Raw genomic sequence first — 19199 nt, 5'->3', positions numbered from 1 at the left:
GTGTCAGCCCAGGTCCAGGAAGTGTTCCAGGCCGAAGGTCAGGCCCGGAGTGGTCACCACGCGGCGGGCGCCGAGCAGGATGCCCGGCATGAAGCTGCTGTGGTGGAGGGAGTCGTGGCGGACGGTCAGGGTCTCGCCCTCGCCGCCGAGCAGGACCTCCTGGTGGGCCAGCAGGCCGCGCAGGCGGACCGCGTGGACCGGGATGCCGTCGACGTTCGCGCCCCGCGCACCGTCCAGAGCCGTCTCGGTGGCGTCCGGAGCCGGGGCCGTGCCCGCCGCCCGCCGCGCCTCGGCGATGAGCTGGGCCGTGCGGGTGGCCGTACCGCTCGGGGCGTCGACCTTCTTCGGGTGGTGCAGTTCGACGACCTCGACCGACTCGAAGTACGGCGCGGCGATCTGCGCGAACTTCATCGTCAGGACGGCGCCGATGGAGAAGTTCGGCGCGATGAGCACGCCCGTCTCCGGGGAGGCGGACAGCCAGCCGTTCAGCTGCGCGAGGCGCTCGTCGGTCCAGCCCGTCGTGCCGACGACCGCGTGGATGCCGTGGTTCACGCAGTAGTCGAGGTTGGCCATCACCGAGTCCGGCGTGGTCAGTTCGACGGCCACCTGGGCGCCGGTCTCCGCCAGGGTCTCCAGCTTGTCGCCCCGGCTCAGGGCGGCGACCAGCTCCATGTCCTCGGCGGCCTCGACAGCCCGTACCGCCTCGGAGCCGATACGGCCCTTGGCGCCGAGGACCGCCACGCGCAGCTTGCTCATCTCTCTTGCTTCCTTACGTCGGATGTTCCGTCACGTCGGATGTGCCATCGGAGGTTCCGGGGGTGGACCGGTCAGGCGACCGCGTCGTTCAGCCGGGACGCCTGTTTGTCCTTCAGCGGGCCGATGACCGACAGCGAGGGCCGCTGTCCCAGGACCTCGCGGGCGACCGAGCGGACGTCGTCCGGCGTCACCTCGGCGATCCGGGCCAGCATGTCGTCGACGGACATCTGCTCGCCCCAGCACAGCTCGCTCTTGCCGATGCGGTTCATCAGGGCACCGGTGTCCTCCAGGCCCAGGACCGTGGAGCCGCGGAGCTGGCCGATGGCGCGGCCGATCTCGTCGTCGGACAGGCCGTGCTCGGCGACATGGTCCAGTTCGTCGCGGCAGATCTTCAGCACGTCGTGGACCTGCGATGGCCTGCAGCCCGCGTACACGCCGAACAGGCCGCAGTCGGCGAAGCCCGAGGTGTACGAGTACACGCTGTAGGCCAGGCCGCGCTTCTCGCGGACCTCCTGGAAGAGACGGGACGACATGCCGCCGCCCAGCGCCGTGTTGAGGACGCCGAGGGCCCAGCGGCGGTCGTCCGTGCGGGACAGGCCGGGCATGCCGAGGACGACATGGGCCTGCTCGGTCTTGCGGCCGATCAGCTCGACACGGCCCGCGGCGCGGACGGTGCGCCGTCCCTCGCGCGGGGCGATGGGCGTGGCGTCCAGGTTCCTGAGAGCGCCGGCCTTCTCGAAGGCGGCGCGGACCTGTCGTACGACCTTGTTGTGGTCGATGTTGCCGGCCGCGGCGACCACGAGGTGGGTCGGGTCGTAGTGCTTCTTGTAGAAGCGGCGGATGCGGTCGGCGGTGAGGGCGTTGACCGTGTCCACCGTGCCGAGGACCGGGCGGCCGAGGGGGTTGTCGCCGAACATCGTGTGCGCGAACAGGTCGTGGACGCAGTCGCCCGGGTCGTCCTCGGTCATGGCGATCTCTTCGAGGATCGCGCCCCGCTCGACGTTGACGTCCTCTTCGAGGATCAGGGAGCCCGTCAGCATGTCGCAGACGACGTCTATGGCGAGCGGGAGGTCGGTGTCGAGCACCCGCGCGTAGTAGCACGTGTACTCCTTCGCCGTGAACGCGTTCATCTCGCCGCCGACGGCGTCGATGGCAGAGGAGATGTCCAGGGCGGACCTGCGGGTGGTGCCCTTGAAGAGCAGGTGCTCCAGGTAGTGCGTGGCACCGTTCAGCGCCGGCGTCTCGTCGCGGGAGCCGACGTGCGCCCAGATGCCGAAGGTCGCGGAGCGGACCGAGGGCAGGGTCTCGGTGACGATGCGCAGGCCGCCGGGGAGGGTGGTCTTACGGACCGTACCGATGCCGTTGGCGCCCTTGATCAGGGTTTGGGTACGGGCGACGGCCCGCGCCTCCGAAGAGGTGCGGGCCGTCGCCGTGGAGCTGCTCGACGTCACTTGTCGGTGTCGTCCTTCTGGTCGTCCTCGGAGCCTTCTTCGCCCTCGATCACGGGGATGAGGGAGAGCTTGCCGCGGGAGTCGATCTCGGCGATCTCGACCTGGACCTTGGCGCCCACGCCGAGCACGTCCTCGACGTTCTCCACGCGCTTGCCGCCGGCCAGCTTGCGGATCTGCGAGATGTGCAGCAGACCGTCCTTGCCCGGGAGCAGCGAGACGAACGCACCGAAGGTGGTCGTCTTCACGACCGTGCCCAGGTAGCGCTCGCCGACCTCCGGCATGGTCGGGTTGGCGATCGAGTTGATCGTGGTGCGGGCGGCCTCGGCGGCCGGGCCGTCGGAGGCACCGATGTAGATGGTGCCGTCGTCCTCGATCGTGATCTCGGCGCCGGTGTCCTCCTGGATCTGGTTGATCATCTTGCCCTTGGGGCCGATGACCTCACCGATCTTGTCCACGGGGATCTTGACGGTGATGATCCGCGGGGCGTTCGGGGACATCTCGTCCGGCGTGTCGATCGCTTCCATCATCACATCGAGGATGTGGAGGCGGGCGTCACGGGCCTGCTTCAGGGCGGCGGCCAGGACGGAGGCCGGGATGCCGTCCAGCTTGGTGTCGAGCTGGAGGGCGGTCACGAACTCCTTGGTGCCGGCGACCTTGAAGTCCATGTCACCGAAGGCGTCCTCCGCACCGAGGATGTCGGTGAGGGTGACGTAGTGCGTCTCGCCCTCGATCTCCTGGGAGATCAGGCCCATCGCGATACCGGCGACGGGGGCCTTCAGCGGCACACCGGCGTTCAGCAGCGACATGGTGGAGGCGCAGACCGAGCCCATGGACGTCGAGCCGTTGGAGCTCAGCGCCTCGGAGACCTGGCGGATCGCGTAGGGGAACTCCTCGCGCGTCGGCAGGACCGGCACGAGGGCGCGCTCGGCGAGGGCGCCGTGGCCGATCTCGCGGCGCTTCGGGGAGCCGACGCGGCCGGTCTCGCCGGTGGAGTACGGCGGGAAGTTGTAGTTGTGCATGTAGCGCTTGCGGGTCACCGGGGAGAGGGTGTCCAGCTGCTGCTCCATGCGGAGCATGTTGAGGGTGGTGACGCCCAGGATCTGGGTCTCGCCACGCTCGAACACGGCGGAGCCGTGCACGCGCGGGATGGCCTCGACCTCGGCGGCCAGGGTGCGGATGTCGGTGACACCGCGGCCGTCGATACGCTTCTTCTCCTTGATGACGCGCTCACGGACCAGGGTCTTGGTCAGCGAGCGGTACGCGGCGGAGATCTCCTTCTCGCGGCCCTCGAACTCCGGCAGGAGCTTCTCGGCGGCGAGCGCCTTGACGCGGTCCAGCTCGGACTCGCGCTCCTGCTTGCCGGCGATGGTCAGCGCGGAGGCGAGCTCCGGCTTGACGGCGGCGGTGAGCGCCTCCAGGACGTCGTCCTGGTAGTCCAGGAAGATCGGGAACTCGCCGGTCGGCTTGGCGGCCTTGGCGGCGAGGTCCGACTGCGCCTTGCAGAGCACCTTGATGAAGGGCTTCGCGGCGTCCAGACCGGCGGCGACGACCTCCTCGGTCGGCGCCTCGGCGCCGCCCTCGACCAGCTTGATGGTCTTCTCGGTGGCCTCGGCCTCGACCATCATGATCGCGACGTCGCCGTCCTCCAGGACACGGCCCGCGACGACCATGTCGAAGACGGCGTCCTCGAGCTCGGAGTGCGTCGGGAAGGCCACCCACTGGCCGTTGATCAGCGCGACGCGGACGCCGCCGATCGGGCCGGAGAAGGGCAGGCCGGCCAGCTGCGTGGACGCGGACGCGGCGTTGATCGCCACGACGTCGTACAGGTGGTCGGGGTTGAGCGCCATGATCGTGGCGACGACCTGGATCTCGTTGCGCAGGCCCTTCTTGAAGGACGGGCGCAGCGGGCGGTCGATGAGGCGGCAGGTGAGGATGGCGTCCTCGGAGGGACGGCCCTCACGGCGGAAGAAGCTGCCGGGGATCTTGCCGGCGGCGTACATCCGCTCCTCGACGTCCACCGTCAGGGGGAAGAAGTCGAGCTGGTCCTTGGGGTTCTTGGAGGCGGTGGTGGCCGACAGCACCATGGTGTCGTCGTCCAGGTACGCCACGGCGGAGCCGGCGGCCTGCTTGGCCAGGCGGCCCGTCTCGAAGCGGATGGTGCGGGTGCCGAAGGAGCCGTTGTCGATGACGGCCTCGGCGTAGTGGGTCTCGTTCTCCACTAGCGTTTTCTCCGTTACTTTGTCGTCTTTTGTCCCGTCGCTGCCCGTGTGGCAGGGGGACGGTCGCGGAGAGGCGCTCCGTGCGGTGCGGGCCGGTCTTCGATCGAAGCACCCGGGGCTCACTTCCCCCCGGGGGCCACTACCGAGGACCGGCGGCGGCGAGGCGCGCTTCTCCTCTTCTTCTTGTCGTGCTGTGTCGTCCGTACTGCGTTGTGCTACCACACTACAAAGCGTGTGTGACACTCCGCATGTTTCCGCACGCACGGTTGACGTTCCGTACGTACAGCAAAAGGAGCGGCTCCCGATCTCTCTCGGGAACCGCTCCCCTCACGGCGTCCTACTTGGCGCCCGCCGCACCACGGCGGATGCCGAGGCGGTCGACCAGCGCACGGAAGCGCTGGATGTCCTTCTTCGCCAGGTACTGGAGAAGGCGGCGACGCTGACCGACCAGGATCAGCAGACCACGACGGGAGTGGTGGTCGTGCTTGTGGGTCTTGAGGTGCTCGGTCAGGTCCGAGATCCGGCGCGAGAGCATGGCGACCTGGACCTCGGGGGAGCCGGTGTCGCCCTCCTTCTGGCCGAACTCGGAGATGATCTGCTTCTTCGTAGCGGCGTCGAGCGGCACGCGTACTCCTCGTAGTCTTTGAATGGCCACCGAGTGCCCCCGGTCTGTGTCTCGGGGGAGCTTCCGTTACTCGGGAGGCGGGGATCCGCTGGGCGCATCCCCCAGGCGAACCCGGGGGCGCGTACACAAACGGCCGTCACACAGCGTACCAGCACACAGGCGCGCCCTTGACAGACGGCCCCCGGCGGCGCCGCACGGGTCAGAGACCGCCGCGGACCTTGGCGTAGACGTCGAGGACGGCCAGGCAGATCGGGACCAAGGAGAGCAGGACCAGCGAGTCGGCGAGGTCCAGCATGCGGCCCCAGAAGGGGGAGAGTCCCTTCTGCGGCACGATCAGTGCGATCGCGATCAGGAGCAGTACGCCGACTCCGACCGAGGCGCCGAGCCACAGGGTCCGCACGTTGACCGGGCCGGAGTTGTTCTGGAGCAGCTCCATGATGATGTCGGCCGGCGGCGAGATCGCGAGGCCGAGGACCAGCAGGGCGAGCGTGACGACACCGGCCACGAACAGGCAGGTGACCTGGGCGGTGTAGCGGAACAGGCGGGCCCGCAGCATCGCGGCGAGGCCGGTGCACAGGGCCAGCAGCTGGGCCCAGCCGTTGTCGCTGAAGCCGAGCACCGCGCCGCCCGCGCCGATGATCACGGCCGCGCAGCCGCCGACCAGGCCGAGCAGCAGCTCGTGGCCCCGGCTGGTCTGGGCGATGATGCGCTGGACGTCGACGGCCTCGAGGTCGCCCTCCTGGCCGTCCCGGCGCGCCCGGGCCAGTTCCTCCGGGTTGCGGAAGCCGATCGGCAGCTTGGCGAAGCGGGACGACCAGCCGGGCAGGAAGCCGACGACCGCCAGGGCGACGACCGAGGTGCCGGCGGCGATCTCCCGCGGCTCCGCCTCGGTGAGCACTCCGCAGAACACGGCGAGCGTGCCGATCGCGGAGGCCAGTGCGGCGGCCACGAACGGGGCGTCGCCCTGCGGCAGCAGCATGATCAGCACGACGGAGCACAGCAGTACGGCGACACAGCCGACGAGGAACTGGATCCGGCCGGGGCCCTCGCCCGCGTCCTGGGGAAGCGCGCCGGAGCCCGCGATGAGCGCGTGCGGCAGCGCGGAGATGCCGAGCGCGACGGCGGAGCCGCGGTCGTCGTACACCCGGGCCCGTACGCCGGCCAGTGCCGTCAGGGCGAGGGCGGTCACGCCGGCCAGGATGCCCTGGAGGCCGTGCATGTCGTGCCGTATCGGATCCGCGAACCAGAAGACGAAGCCGAGCATGACCAGCAGCAGCGAACCCGCGACGAGGCCGGCGATCCGCATCAGGTTGTCGTTCCAGCTGCGGGTGTCCTGCTTGACCGCGGCAGCGATCGCGTCCACGACGTCGTCGTGCACGGCCGGCGGCAGCGAGTCGGCGAAGGTGCGCAGCAGCAGCACCTCGCCGTCCCTGACGCGGTGCTCGAGCAACGAGCGGCTCGCGTCGAGCACTTGACCCTCGCGGGTCACGAGGTGGTAACCGGATGGACTGGTATCCGACTGGACCAGGCCCGACAGCCTGATGATCTCAGGAAAGAGGTCCTGGATCGGCAGGTCCTCGGGCAGCGCCACATCGACACGGCTGTCCGGCGCTGCGATGGTGATTCGGCAGAAACCTGTCGAAGTCCCCGTGCTCACCTGGTGTTCCCCCTGCTAGACAAGGCTTCCTCGCGCCGCTCGTACGACGCGGAGCGCCACCATATCCGTTGCGGCACCGGGTGCAGGACCGCCCTCCCCCATTCCTCTCAGGACCTGCTCCGCATCTCCATCCTCCTGCCTCCCTGGCGCACTCGGCGCATCAGTAGGATCGACGCCTACGCGAACGACGCCTACGCGAACGAGAACACGTCGCGGTACACGGGGGCGTCGGTGCCAAGGACGTATCACGTATCAATCGCGAAGGATGAGTGCATCGGTGAGCGTCGTCATCATCAAACGACCACCGCGGACAGTGCCACCGGCCGTCCCGGACGGCGAGGTCAAACTCGAGACGCCGCCCGAGATTCCGCGCGAGGGCGACGACAGCATGCTGATGAACATGCTGCCCATGATGGGCATGCTGGGTTCTGTCGCCTTCTTCTTCACAGCCGGCCAGTCCTATATGAAGGTCGTCGGCGGTCTCATGCTGGCCTCGACGGTGGCCATGATGGTCGCCCAGCTGGCCAAGGCCCGGCAGGGTCCCGGGGCGGGGATGGCCCAGGACCGGCGGGACTACTTCCGCTATCTGGAGCAGGTCCGCAAGGACGTGCACAAGACGGCGGAGCTGCAGCGCCGCAGCCAGCTCTTCCAGCACCCCGACCCGGAGCAGTTGTGGGCGGTGGCGGCGGACGGCAAGCGGCTGTGGGAACGGCGCCCGAACGACGCGGACTTCGCGTCCGTGCGGATCGGCCGCGGTACCCAGCAGCTGAACACCCCTCTCGTCGCCCCGGAGACGGCCCCGAAGGACGAGCTGGAACCGCTGACCGCGGCGGCCATGAAGGCCTTCCTCGACGCGCACGGCAGTCTGCACGACCTGCCGGTCTCCATCTCGCTGCGTGCCTTCTACCACGTGACGATCTGCGGCGAGACCGACACGGTCTACGCCAACGCCCGTGCGACGCTGTCCCAGCTGGCGACGCTGCACTCGCCCGAGGACCTGATGATCGCCGTGGTGGCGCACCCCTCCGCGGCGGCGGACTGGGACTGGATCAAGTGGCTGCCGCACAGCCAGCACCCGAAGGCCAAGGACGGAGCGGGTTCGACCCGGCTCCTCTTCGACGACCTCGGTGAGCTGGAGGAGGCGCTCGCGGACCAGCTGGACGACAGGCCCCGCTGGAACCGTGAGGCGAACCCCGTCTACGACCAGCCGCACCTGATCGTGGTGCTCGACGGCGGCACCGTGCCGCCGGACTCCGAACTCGCCGGCAACGAGGGCCTCCAGGGCGTCACCTTCCTGGAGATCGCACCCGGTGAACTGGAGGAGGAGCTGCGGGCCGGTCTGACGGCCTATGTGAAGCCGGACCGGATGCGGCTGTTCGTCGGCCACGAGTCCGCCTACACCGGCAAGCCCGACGTGCTGAACGCGGCGCAGGCCGAGTCCCTGGCGCGACAGCTCGCCCCCTTCCGGGTCGGCTCCGCGGAGGAGGGCGAACCCCTTCTGTCCAACCTGGACTTCACGGACCTGATGGGCATCGGCGACGCGGGCACGGTCGACGTCTCCCGCACCTGGCGTCCTCGTACGCTGCACGAGCGGCTGCGGGTGCCGATCGGTGTCGGCGAGAACGGCGAGCCGGTCATGCTGGACCTCAAGGAGGCCTCGCAGGAGGGCATGGGCCCGCACGGTCTGTGCGTCGGCGCCACCGGTTCCGGTAAGTCCGAGGTGCTGCGTACGCTGGTGCTCGGTCTCGCGGTGACGCACTCCTCGGAGACGCTGAACTTCATCCTCGCGGACTTCAAGGGCGGTGCGACCTTCGCGGGTATGGCGGACATGCCGCACACGGCGGCCGTCATCACCAACCTCGCGGACGACCTCACCCTCGTCGACCGTATGCGTGACTCGATCATGGGTGAGACGCAGCGCCGTCAGGAGCTGCTGCGCTCGGCCGGCAACTACGCCAACCTGCACGACTACGAGAAGGCCCGGGCGGCGGGCGCCGCGCTGGAGCCGATGGCCTCGCTGGTGATCGTGCTCGACGAGTTCTCCGAACTCCTCACGGCCAAGCCGGACTTCATCGACATGTTCATCCAGATCGGTCGTATCGGCCGTTCGCTGGGTGTCCACCTGCTGCTGGCGTCGCAGCGCCTGGAAGAGGGCAAGCTGCGCGGCCTGGACACGTACCTGTCGTACCGGATCGGTCTGCGGACCTTCTCCGCCGCCGAGTCCCGTACGGCGATCGGTGTCCCGGACGCCTACCACCTGCCGTCGATCCCCGGCTCGGGCTACCTGCGCTACGACACCGACACCATGGTCCGCTTCAAGGCGGCCTATGTGTCGGGGCCGTACCACGGCGAGGGCCCGTCCCGGGTGCACCGCTCGACGCAGCTGCGTCCCGCGCTGTTCTCGGCGGAGCACGTGGCGCTGCCGCCGCAGCCGGTGATCGAGGAGCCGGAGCCCGACAACCGGGTGGACGACGCGCTCGCCGACACCGTCCTGGACGTGCTCGTCGGCCGGATGATCAACCAAGGACCGCCCGCCCACCAGGTGTGGCTGCCCCCGCTGGAGGAGGCGCCCTCGCTGGAGCAGCTGCTCCCGCAGCTCGCCGTCTCCCCGGAGCGCGGCCTCACCGCACCCGACTACACGGCGCTCGGCCGGCTCAACGTGCCGGTCGGCCTGGTGGACAAGCCGTTCGAGCAGCGGCGTGACGTGCTGTACCGGGACTTCGCGGGCGGCGCCGGTCACGGTCTGTTCGTCGGTGGTCCGCAGTCCGGCAAGTCGACGCTGCTGCGCACGCTCATCTCGTCGTTCGCGCTCACCCACACGCCGTCCGAAGTGCAGTTCTACTGCCTGGACTTCGGTGGTGGCGGTCTGATCTCCATGGAGGAGCTGGCGCACGTCGGCGGGGTCGCCAACCGTCTCGACGCCGAGAAGGTGCGCCGTACGGTCAGCGAGGTCGAGGGCATCCTGAACGCGCGCGAGGAGTACTTCCGCGCGAACAACGTCGACTCGATCCAGACCTACCGTCAGCGCCGGAACGCGGGTCAGCTGCCGGACCAGCCCTGGGGTGACGTCTTCCTCGTCATCGACGGCTGGGCCACGTTCAAGACGGACTACGAGATGCTCGAGGCCACCGTCACCGAGATCGCCACGCGTGGCCTCGGCTTCGGTGTGCACGTGATCCTGACGGCGAGCCGCTACACCGAAGTGCGGCCCGCGCTCAAGGACATGCTGCAGAACCGCATCGAGCTCAGGCTCGGTGACCCGACCGAGTCCGAGATCGACCGCAAGGTCGCGCAGAACGTCCCGGCCACCGTCCCGGGCCGCGGTCTGACCCAGGACAAGCTGCACTTCATGGCGGCGCTGCCGCGCGTCGACGGCTCCTCGGAGACGGACGACCTGTCCGAGGCGACGTCGATCCTCATCCGCGGCATCAACGACAACTGGCAGGGCCAGCACGCTCCGGCCGTACGACTGCTGCCCACGATGATGCCGGCGGACCGGCTGCCCAAGGGCTTCGAGCACCCGGACCGCGGTGTGGCCATCGGTATCGACGAGTCGTCGCTCTCGCCGGTCTTCGTCGACTTCGAGACGGACCCGCTCTTCATCGTGTTCGGTGAGAGCGAGTCCGGTAAGTCCGCGATGCTGAGGCTGCTCGTCAAGCAGATCACCGAGCGCTACACGCCGGACCAGGCGAAGATCGTCATGGGTGACTACCGACGCGCCCACCTGGAGGGAGTGCCCGACTCGCACCTGTCGCGGTACTGCGCCTCGGCCCCGGCCCTGACGGAGACGCTGGAGGGCCTGGCCGGCTCGATGCACCGTCGTATGCCGGGTCCGGACGTCACGCCGGAGCAGCTGCGCAACCGCAGCTGGTACAACAGCCCGGACGCGTTCGTCATCGTCGACGACTACGACCTGGTGGCGACCGGCGTGAACCCGCTGGCCCCGCTCCTGGAGTACCTGCCGTTCGCCCGTGACGTCGGCCTGCGCATCATCATCGCGCGCTCCTCGGGCGGTGCGAGCAGGTCGCTGTACGAGCCGGTGATGCAGCGGATGCGTGAACTCGGCGCCCAGGGCCTCGTGCTCTCCGGCGACCGGGCGGAGGGCGCGCTGCTCGGCAATATCACGGCGACGCAGCTGCCGCCCGGCCGTGGGTACTTCCACACGCGCCGACGCGGTGGGCAACTGATCCAGACGGGGTGGCTGCCGAACCGGTTCTGACTGGTTCCGAGGAACGGTCGGACGGTCGGTCGAGCAGGAGGGGCGGTACCCGCGAGGGTGCCGCCCCTCTTCGTTGGCCGTGGGGGCTGGGGCTCGTCCGGGTGCCGCCGTTAAAGTGGAGCCTCGACAGAAATGACGAGCCACGGGGGGCAGTTGTGCCGTCGGACTACATGGACTCCGATCCTGAGGTACTGAAGACCGAGGGATTCCACATGTTCAATGCCGGTGTGGAGTTCTCCAAGGCCGTGCACAAGCTGACGACCGGCCTGACCGCTCTCGAGAAGGGCGACACCCCGCCGTGGGGTGACGACGACATCGGCGAGAAGTTCGGAGTCGTCTACGAGGGCCTGCGCGACGGCATGTACGACTCGATGGGCAGCCTGGCGGAACGGATCGCCGGCATGGGAACCGCCCTGGCCAAGATGGGCGTGGCACACGAGCAGAACGAGGCCGCGCAGAACGACATCTGGAAGAAGACGATGGCCGAGTACGACGGTCAGGTGGAGGTTCCGCCCGGGGTGGCGCGGGGCGAGATTCACACCCGGTCGACCACCTGATCCGCGACGCCCGTGTGGCGGCCCACCCACGCCAGTAGGGTGAGACGCACACTTCGTTCGCACGTCAGGGAGAGGCCCAGCAGCATGACCGAGGCTACCGAGCCACAGAACAACGAGGTCGGGACTCAGGCCGAGGACACCAAGGCGCGCAAGGAGCGGGAGCGGGACGAGCTCTACGCCCTCGACATCTCCGGGGTCGAGTGGCATTGCGCGCCCGGTACCGAGGCGCACGAGGAGCGAGTCGAGATCGCGTACCTGCCGGAGGGCGCGGTGGCCATGCGGTCGTCCCTGGATCCCGGCACCGTGCTGCGGTACACCGAGGCGGAGTGGCGGGCGTTCGTTCTCGGGGCGCGGGACGGGGAGTTCGATCTGGAGCCGGCTCCGCACAATGGTGGGGTGGTGGCGGAGTAGGGCGACTCCGCGTGCATTCCGCGTAGATGGTCCTACGGCCGTCGCCCACAGCAGCGGGCGGCGGCCGTCCTCGTGGCAGTTGGTCGAGCCGATGGAGCAGGGTCAGAGGCCCGCTCCCCCGGACCCGGCAGGCAACCCCCAGCATCAGGGCCGCCGTGGCCCAGCGGGTGCGTCCACGCCGTGCCGACTCCACGCCAAGAGCGCAGGAACCAGCGCCGCCCCTTGGCGCCACGGCCCAACTCGGCGCGGGATACGGCCCTTTCAGCTGCAGGGTGAGCAAAGTGTGAACTGGCTCGTGCACGGGGCGGAAGACGCACTTCGGCCGGTTGAGTGCGTTCATCGTCAACTGGTCGAAGCGCCGCACCCGGGTCCTCGCCGGCGTCACCGGCCAGGAGCCGGACAACCGGGGCGGCCTGCAACGGACTTGTGACAGCGAACCCCTGAAGTCACCGGCAGGTGATTCCGTAAACTTTGCGGACGGCTGTACTCCTGTGTGATTTCCCTTGGCTGGTGAGGGATGTGTACGGCCGTGGTGTCTGACGGGGGTGCTTTCTGCTGTGGCGATGATGTTGCCGGACGAGCTCGAGTGGGTTCTCCAGATGCTGGGCTACAAGTGGCCCACGGCGAACGAGGACAAGCTCAGAGACTGCGCCACCGTGTGGCGGGAGTTCGGCGAGAAGGTCAACGAGCTCCACACCACGGCGAACAGCGCCGCGCGGCAGGTCACCGCGCACAACGCCGGTGAATCGATTGACAAGTTCACCAAGACCTACGAGAAGTTCGACGGTGGCGGCGGCAACGACGGCTACCTCCGCAGCGCCGCCGAGGCCGCCTTCCTCATCGCGAACGTCCTTGAGGCCTGCGCCTACCTCGTCGAGTTCGCCAAGTGGGCGGTGATCGCCCAGCTCATCGCCCTGGCCATCCAGATCGCCGCCGCCGCTGCCGCCGCGCCCTTCACTTTCGGTCTGTCCTCGGTGGCGGGAATGGGCGCCACCCAGGCCGCCCGCCTCATCATTCGGCGCCTCCTGGACGAGCTCAAACAGGCGATGATCGAGGCGCTCATCGAGACGCTGAAGGAGCCCGCGATCTCGGCGATCGAGGCGATCGTCACCGACCTCATCCGCCAGACCGTGAACGTCGGCTTCGGCGCCCAGGAGGGCTACGACGTCGGCGCCACCCTCAAGGCCGGCGGCGAGGCAGGCCTTGACGCCCTCAGGCAGAGCCCGCAGACCTTCGCCGAGGGCGTGCGCGACAGCCTGGGCCAGAAGGCGGGCAGCCGGGCGCGGCATGCGGTCGACAGCCGGATCGACGGGTACGACGGGGCGTCAGGGTCGGACTTTCCGGGGGGCGACACCGGTAGCGACTCCAGCAGCGGGTCGGAGAGTTCCGACTCCTCTTCGCCCAGCTCCTCTTCGTCTAACTCCTCTCCGTCCGACTCCTCCTCGTCCTCCGATTCGAGTTCGTCGGACTCGGACTCCAGCTCCTCGACGCGTTCGAGCAACGGCAACATCCCCGGCGCGAACATAGGCAGCGGCATCTCCGCCGACACAGGCGGCAACGACATCCCGGCCCCCAACATCGGCGCGGGCCCCGACTCCGGCTCCGGGCCGGGATCCGACTCCGGGAATCCGTCCTCCTCGGACTCCCCGTACTCACGGCCGAGCCAATCTCCAAGCGCGTCGCTGTCGGACTTCGACGACCCCTCGCCCAGCGGGCCCTCGTCCAACGGCTCCGACTCCAACGGTTCGTCAAGTACTCCGAGTACGTCCGGTCCTTCGCACTCCGGTGGCGGCTCCCCCGTGTCCGGCCTGTCGTCCCCGAGTGCGCAGTCCGCGCCCACGTCCGGGGCCCCGTCGTCCGGGGGTACGTCTTCCTCGCCGGGGGGCGGCTCCATCGGCACCCAGATCGACGGGCTGGCCGCCAGCGCGCCCACGCAGTCCAACGCGGCGCCGACGCCGACGGCGGACTCGTCTCCCTCCAGTTCCGGGGGCCGGTCGGACGGCGGTGGCTCGGGTATGCCGACGTCGCCCACTGCGCCCTCCACCGGGGGTGCGGTACCGGGTGGGCACCACAGCCCGGGTGCCTCCGGTGGCGGTCCCTCCTCCGCCACGAGCCCGAATCCCGGCTCCGGCCCGGCGAGGAATCCTTCCGGTGGCACCCCGGGTACGCCCTCCGCCACGGGGACGGGGCCTGCTTCCACGCCGAGCTCCACGTCTCCTACGACGCCTCGGAGTACGCCTGCTTCGACGCCGGGTACCAGCGCGTCCACCACAGGGTCCGGGCCCGCCTCCACGCCGGGCCCTGCCACGCCCTCGACGACGCCACGGACAACCCCGTCGCAAACGCCGGATCCCCGAACACCCGGCCCCGACGGCCGTACTCCCGGTACGGCGGACAGTCGCGTCCCCAACCAGAACACTCCTGGCACGACGTCAGGGGACCGCACGCCGCCTCGGAACACCCCGGGCACCACGCCTGGCGACCGGACGCCCGGCGACCGGACTCCGCCCCGGGACAACCCGGGCACGACGCCGGGCGACCGCACCCCGAACCGGGACAACACCGGCACCACACCGGGCGACCGCACCTCGCCGCGTAGCAACGCGGACTCGACCGGCACCCGTACGCCCGGCCAGAACCCGAGCCCGACCACGCACTCGCCGGCGAGCCAGAACCCGGGTCAGACCACCCCGAACCAGAACCCGGCCCAGTCGTCGCCCTCCAGGACATCGTCCCCGTCCACCAACACCCCGACGACGGCGCCCGGCAGTTCCCCCAGCAACGGCACTGACCGAGCCTCGACGCCGCCGAGCAACAACGCCCAGAGCCCGTCGACCCAGCCCGGCCGCGCCCACACGCCCGGCACATCGCCCTCACCCAGCACCCCGAACCAGCCGAGCGCCGACACGGGCACCACGCCGCCGTCCCGGCCTCACCAGCCCGCGGGCAACACGCCCAGCACTCCGCCGAACCCCAAGGCGAACGCCCCGCAGCAGCCGGCCGCGCAGCCCCACCAGACGGAGAACGCGCGCCCCGACCGGGATGACCGGGATCGGCAGCACCAGCAGCAAGTGACGGCAGTCCCGATCCACACGGTCGTCACCAACCCGGGTTCCACACCGTCACACGCGGACCCCACGCCCCAGAACCCGGGCTCGCCCCAAGCGAATCCCAACGGCCCCAGCAACCAGAACCACCCCCAGCAGGACAGCCTCGACGACATCCGCTCCGACCTGGACCACCAGCCGGGCGGCCTGTCCCAGCCCGACCCCGCCGACCAGCAGGCCCTGGCCGACGCCGTCCCGCACAACGAAGACGGCACCCCGGAACGCTTCCCCGACCCGTTCGGCCCCTGGGCCCAACTCCAGAACGACGGCGGCAACACGGTCCCGGGACGCAGCAACAACTGCGCCGACTGTTCCCGCTCCTTCCTGGAGACCTGGTACGGAAACCCCCAGGTCTCCGCCCCCCGAACCGTCGACCTGGACGAGAACGGCAAGCACAACCCGTTCACCCCCGAGGACAACGCGAACGCCAACCAGATCCGCTGGACCGGCGCCGCCCACACCTACGCGGGCCCCGGCGGCGACCCCAACACCGCCAACACCATCGCCTCCACCCTTCAGCAGGCCGGACCCGGCTCGGCGGCCATCGTCCAGGTCGACTGGCCCGGCGGAGGCGGCCACGCCTTCAACGTCGTCAACCACAACGGCAAGATCGTGTGGATCGACACCCAGAGCGGAGAGGTCAGCGACAAGCCCCTCCACATCGACCAGGCCAAGCATGTCTGGCACATCCCGCTGGACGCCGACCGGAATCCCATCGACACCAGCAAGTCCGACGACAAGGACACTGAGGACTCCGAGGACTCCGACAGCAAGAGTGACGAGTCGCAGAACCAGGACGACGACGCCTCGCAGTCGGAGAACTCCGAGAACGACGGGCCACCGGAGAACAGCCAGAACACGCAGAGCGACCCTTCGGACGACACACCGGCTCAGGGCGACGACACCGACCCGGCGACCGACTCCGCCGAGTCGGCAACCCCGCCGCCCCCGGACTCATCGAACAACGCGGACCCGACACAGCCATCGACAGCCGACCCGAGCACGTCCAAGCAGGAGGGCACGCCCGAGGGGCAAGAGCCGTCCCAGGAGACATCGGCCACCCCGGAGCAGCAGTCACGCCCCGACGAGGCGGCACGCCCCGACTCGACGTCGGAACAGCGGCAGTCGCCCACCGACACGGCTTCCGACAATGGCACACCGGACAAGAGCACGCCTCTTCCCCGGACTGAGACCGACAGCCCGAACGACCCCACGACCGACCGGGGCACACCTCAGCAGAACACCACGCCCGGGGACCCGCGTACATCCATCCCGCACCAGCAGAATGCGGACCCGCGTACGTCCGACCCACGCACAGCGGACCCCCGCACCACGGACCCGCGTACGTCCGACCCACGCACAGCGGACCCCCGCACCACGGACCCGCGTACGTCCGACCCACGCACAGCGGACCCGTCTACGTCGGACCCGCGCCGGGACACCCCCACGCAGAAGAGGCCGGAGGCCGACGAGCACCCCGACAGCCGACGCCCTGACACCACACAGCGGCCGGACGAGACCCACACCGATCATGCCGATGATCCGCGGTCGGAGACCCCGCACAAGGAGCCGTCGGAGACCCCGGACCAAACACGTCCTGAAAACTCGGACCAGCCGCCGACGGACGGCCACCGCGACCGCCCGAGCGAGATGAACAAGGACTCCACGGTCCCCACGCGCGAGAGCCTGCCGGATGGCAAGAACGCCGACGCGGCCGGTTACGTCAAGGACTCCGTCAACGGGAAGAAGCCGCTGTACGGCGACATCGCCCCCGAGAACCCGCAGCAGACCTCCCAGCCGACGAGTCCCGAGCGGCCCTCCGCTCCGGCAGATCCGGCAGGCAATTCTTCGAACGACGACGTGGAAAGCCGTCGGAAGCGCGATCTGGACATGCTCGCGCGCGCCAATTCAAAGGATCCGAAGGACAGGGCCTGGTTCGAGAAGTACTACCACCCGAAGAGCGGCTACCGCCGGAGCGTGACAGCACCAGCCGAGGACGGCCGTCCGGTCCCCCAGCTGCATCCCACCGGCGATCCCGACACTCCCTGGATGCTGGCCAACGACGCACCGGACGCCGATCCCGAGTCGTACATCGACGCGGGCGAGCACAAGGGTAAGCGTGAAGAGAAGATCTCCAAGGAGAACCTGGAAAAGCTCGACAAGTACGCCGAGGCCCGCCGGAAGGCCATCGCCGCGGACCGGCAGCCGCACCTGGACCGGCAAGCGGCCAAGGACGCCTACGAGGCGAACAAGACTCCCGAGAACCTGAAGAAGTTCCAGGAAGCCGACGCGAAGCACAGCCCTCTCCACGGAAAGATGACGCGGGCGAGCGAGGACTACGGCGAGGCCGTCGCCGAGTTCCATGTGATGCCCCAGCACTTCGAGGACTACAACCGCGTCGACGACCGGGCCATGGGCAACAACCGGTTCGACCAGATCTGGGTGGACCCGAGCAAGAACCCACCGGAGTTCGTGGTGGTGGAAGCCAAGGGCTCCCTGGAGGCCGGTCTCGGTCAACGCCGGGGTCTCCCGCCGGAGCAGAGCACGGACCAGTCCCTCTCACCGGGCGAACCCAGCCAAGGGCAGGCTGACGGTACGCAGGACGAGGACCAGGCGGGCCAGGATGAGCCGACCCCTGGCGTGCCGAAGGTCCGGCAGGGCACCCGCGCGTACTTTGAGACGATCCTGCAGCAGATGCAGGATCGCGCGGACCGGAACGAGATGACGGCCAAGACCGACGCCGAGCTGGAGGCCGCCCAGGCGGAGCGGGCACTGGCAGACGCCCTTGACGACGCCCTGAAGGCAAAGCCGTCTCGAGTCAAGTACATACTCGTCAAGGGGAACTCTCCGACCGGTGCGCACGAGGGCTACGAGATGAAGCAGTTCGACATCAGAACAGAAGCGGAGAAGCAAAGCGATGCAGATTCCACGGCATGAAATCCCGACGCGAAATATCGCTTCGGTCCTGCAATCCAGGGGCAAACGCTTCTGGCGCGACGTGGAAGCCCTGCAGGAAGAACCGTCGTGGTTCTCGAACGCGCTGGCCTCCGGGATCAGGATTCTCGGCCTGCATTGTGCCGTGGACCCGGAGGCCGACAAACTCGAAACATGGGAAGCCTGCGTCACCGCCATGCAGGTCGGCTCCGCCCTCTTCGCATCGGCCCAGGCCACGACAGACAGCATCGAGTGCCGCATCGATCACAAGATGCGCACCGTCCGCGCCGGCGCCCTGCCCCGCGCCCACGCCGGCAACTGGCTCAACGCCTTCTGGCTCGCCTGCGTCTGCCGCGAGAAAAAGCGCATGACCGAACTCTGCCAGTTCCCCGTCTCACAACTTCGGCAAGCCGACGGAGTCCTCGACGAGTACATCTACAACTGGGTCGAAGCACTACAGGCATACTGGCTCAAGCGCCCTGAATTCGGCGACAAACTGGTTGCGGCGGTCGACGGGACCGACCCCGACGCCCTGCGCCATGCCCCGCGTGACAGCGTCCTCCAGATCATGTATCCCCCGATGAACCTCCTGACTCAACTGGCGCGCGGCGACCAGGACAAGTTCAACGCCGAACTGGCCAAGGCCGTGGAGTGGCACAAGGGTTACTGGACCAGCGACGGGGACCGCGAACTGAACGCCGAGGGTTTCGTGGCCCTGGGCCCGCTGGCCGTATCGTGCCTCGCTGTTCAGGCCGGCTTCACCATCACCGTCGAATCCGAATACCTCCCCAAGCACCTCCTCGAAGGCGCCTGGATCAACGAATTCCCCACATAGCCCCACCGGCCACGACCCGAACCACGAACAGGACGCCCATGGCCCCCGGCACACCGCCCACCACCCCTGACGAAGCCATCCAGATCGTCCGCGCGCGTTACGCCCAGCCCAAACTCCCCGACGGCACCCCCGCCGAGCTCAACGTCCACGAGTTCGACATCGGTTACCTGGTCTACGCGGTCTTCCCGCCCAGCGTCGACGCGTCCGGCCGACCGCAGCCCGCCCCGCCCGGCGGCGCCAAGATCGTGGTGTCGAAGGAGACCGGCGAGACCGTCACGGTCCCCAACTACCCGACCGAGCAGGCGATTGCCTTGTACCGGAAGAACATCGCACAGAACCGCTGATGGCCGGACAAGTCACCTTTGCGAGCTACCCCGGCCGCCCCCGCAGCGCCGCTCTGCCCCGACTGCCCCACCACCCCAACCAGG

At 69.0% G+C, this 19199-nt stretch carries 11 protein-coding genes; 6 read left to right on the top strand and 5 right to left on the bottom strand.

Going from position 1 to position 19199, the window contains the following annotated elements:
• Window positions 1-3: 3 nt before the first annotated feature.
• From dapB to eccD, 5 genes are all read right to left on the bottom strand, one after another.
• Window positions 4-756, bottom strand: coding sequence for a 4-hydroxy-tetrahydrodipicolinate reductase (dapB, locus tag ABIE67_RS34025; RefSeq protein ID WP_370265210.1), 753 nt, complete (start codon window positions 754-756; stop codon window positions 4-6).
• 71 nt (window positions 757-827) lie between these two features.
• Window positions 828-2207, bottom strand: coding sequence for a M16 family metallopeptidase (locus tag ABIE67_RS34020; RefSeq protein WP_370265209.1), 1380 nt, complete (start codon window positions 2205-2207; stop codon window positions 828-830).
• Window positions 2204-4426 (bottom strand): polyribonucleotide nucleotidyltransferase, encoded by a 2223-nt coding sequence (locus ABIE67_RS34015; RefSeq protein WP_370265208.1) that lies wholly within the window; start codon window positions 4424-4426, stop codon window positions 2204-2206. Before ABIE67_RS34015 ends, ABIE67_RS34020 begins: the two co-directional genes overlap by 4 nt.
• 337 nt (window positions 4427-4763) lie before the next feature.
• The gene (rpsO, locus tag ABIE67_RS34010; protein ID WP_015657483.1) at window positions 4764-5051 is read right to left on the bottom strand and encodes a 30S ribosomal protein S15; all 288 of its coding nucleotides are present in this window, start codon (window positions 5049-5051) and stop codon (window positions 4764-4766) included.
• A gap of 199 nt (window positions 5052-5250) precedes the next feature.
• Window positions 5251-6708, bottom strand: a complete 1458-nt coding sequence (gene eccD, locus ABIE67_RS34005; protein ID WP_370265207.1) for a type VII secretion integral membrane protein EccD — start codon at window positions 6706-6708, stop codon at window positions 5251-5253.
• Window positions 6709-6985: 277 nt separating this feature from the next.
• On the opposite strand from eccD, the gene eccCa reads away from it, so the two are divergent.
• The 6 genes from eccCa (at window position 6986) to ABIE67_RS33975 (ending at window position 19115) form a co-directional block, all read left to right on the top strand.
• Entirely contained in the window at window positions 6986-10927 is a 3942-nt protein-coding gene (gene eccCa, locus ABIE67_RS34000; protein ID WP_370265206.1) for a type VII secretion protein EccCa, read from the top strand.
• Window positions 10928-11097: 170 nt separating this feature from the next.
• A complete protein-coding gene (locus tag ABIE67_RS33995) occupies window positions 11098-11484 on the top strand; it encodes a hypothetical protein (RefSeq protein ID WP_370265205.1) in 387 nt (128 codons plus the stop codon).
• A gap of 84 nt (window positions 11485-11568) precedes the next feature.
• The gene (locus ABIE67_RS33990) at window positions 11569-11895 is read left to right on the top strand and encodes a DUF397 domain-containing protein (RefSeq protein ID WP_370265204.1); all 327 of its coding nucleotides are present in this window, start codon (window positions 11569-11571) and stop codon (window positions 11893-11895) included.
• A gap of 563 nt (window positions 11896-12458) precedes the next feature.
• Window positions 12459-17939, top strand: a complete 5481-nt coding sequence (locus tag ABIE67_RS33985) for a toxin glutamine deamidase domain-containing protein (protein ID WP_370269209.1) — start codon at window positions 12459-12461, stop codon at window positions 17937-17939.
• Complete coding sequence (locus ABIE67_RS33980) at window positions 17920-18771, top strand: immunity 49 family protein (protein ID WP_370265203.1); 852 nt, start codon at window positions 17920-17922, stop codon at window positions 18769-18771. The genes ABIE67_RS33985 and ABIE67_RS33980 overlap by 20 nt, the downstream gene beginning before the upstream one ends.
• 38 nt (window positions 18772-18809) lie before the next feature.
• Window positions 18810-19115, top strand: a complete 306-nt coding sequence (locus ABIE67_RS33975; protein ID WP_370265202.1) for a hypothetical protein — start codon at window positions 18810-18812, stop codon at window positions 19113-19115.
• Window positions 19116-19199: the final 84 nt, after the last annotated feature.

The organism is Streptomyces sp. V4I8 (assembly GCF_041261225.1).
Lineage (GTDB): Bacteria > Actinomycetota > Actinomycetes > Streptomycetales > Streptomycetaceae > Streptomyces.
The sequence above is the reverse complement of the archived record's forward strand: the minus strand, read 5'-3'. Positions and strand labels throughout refer to the sequence as shown.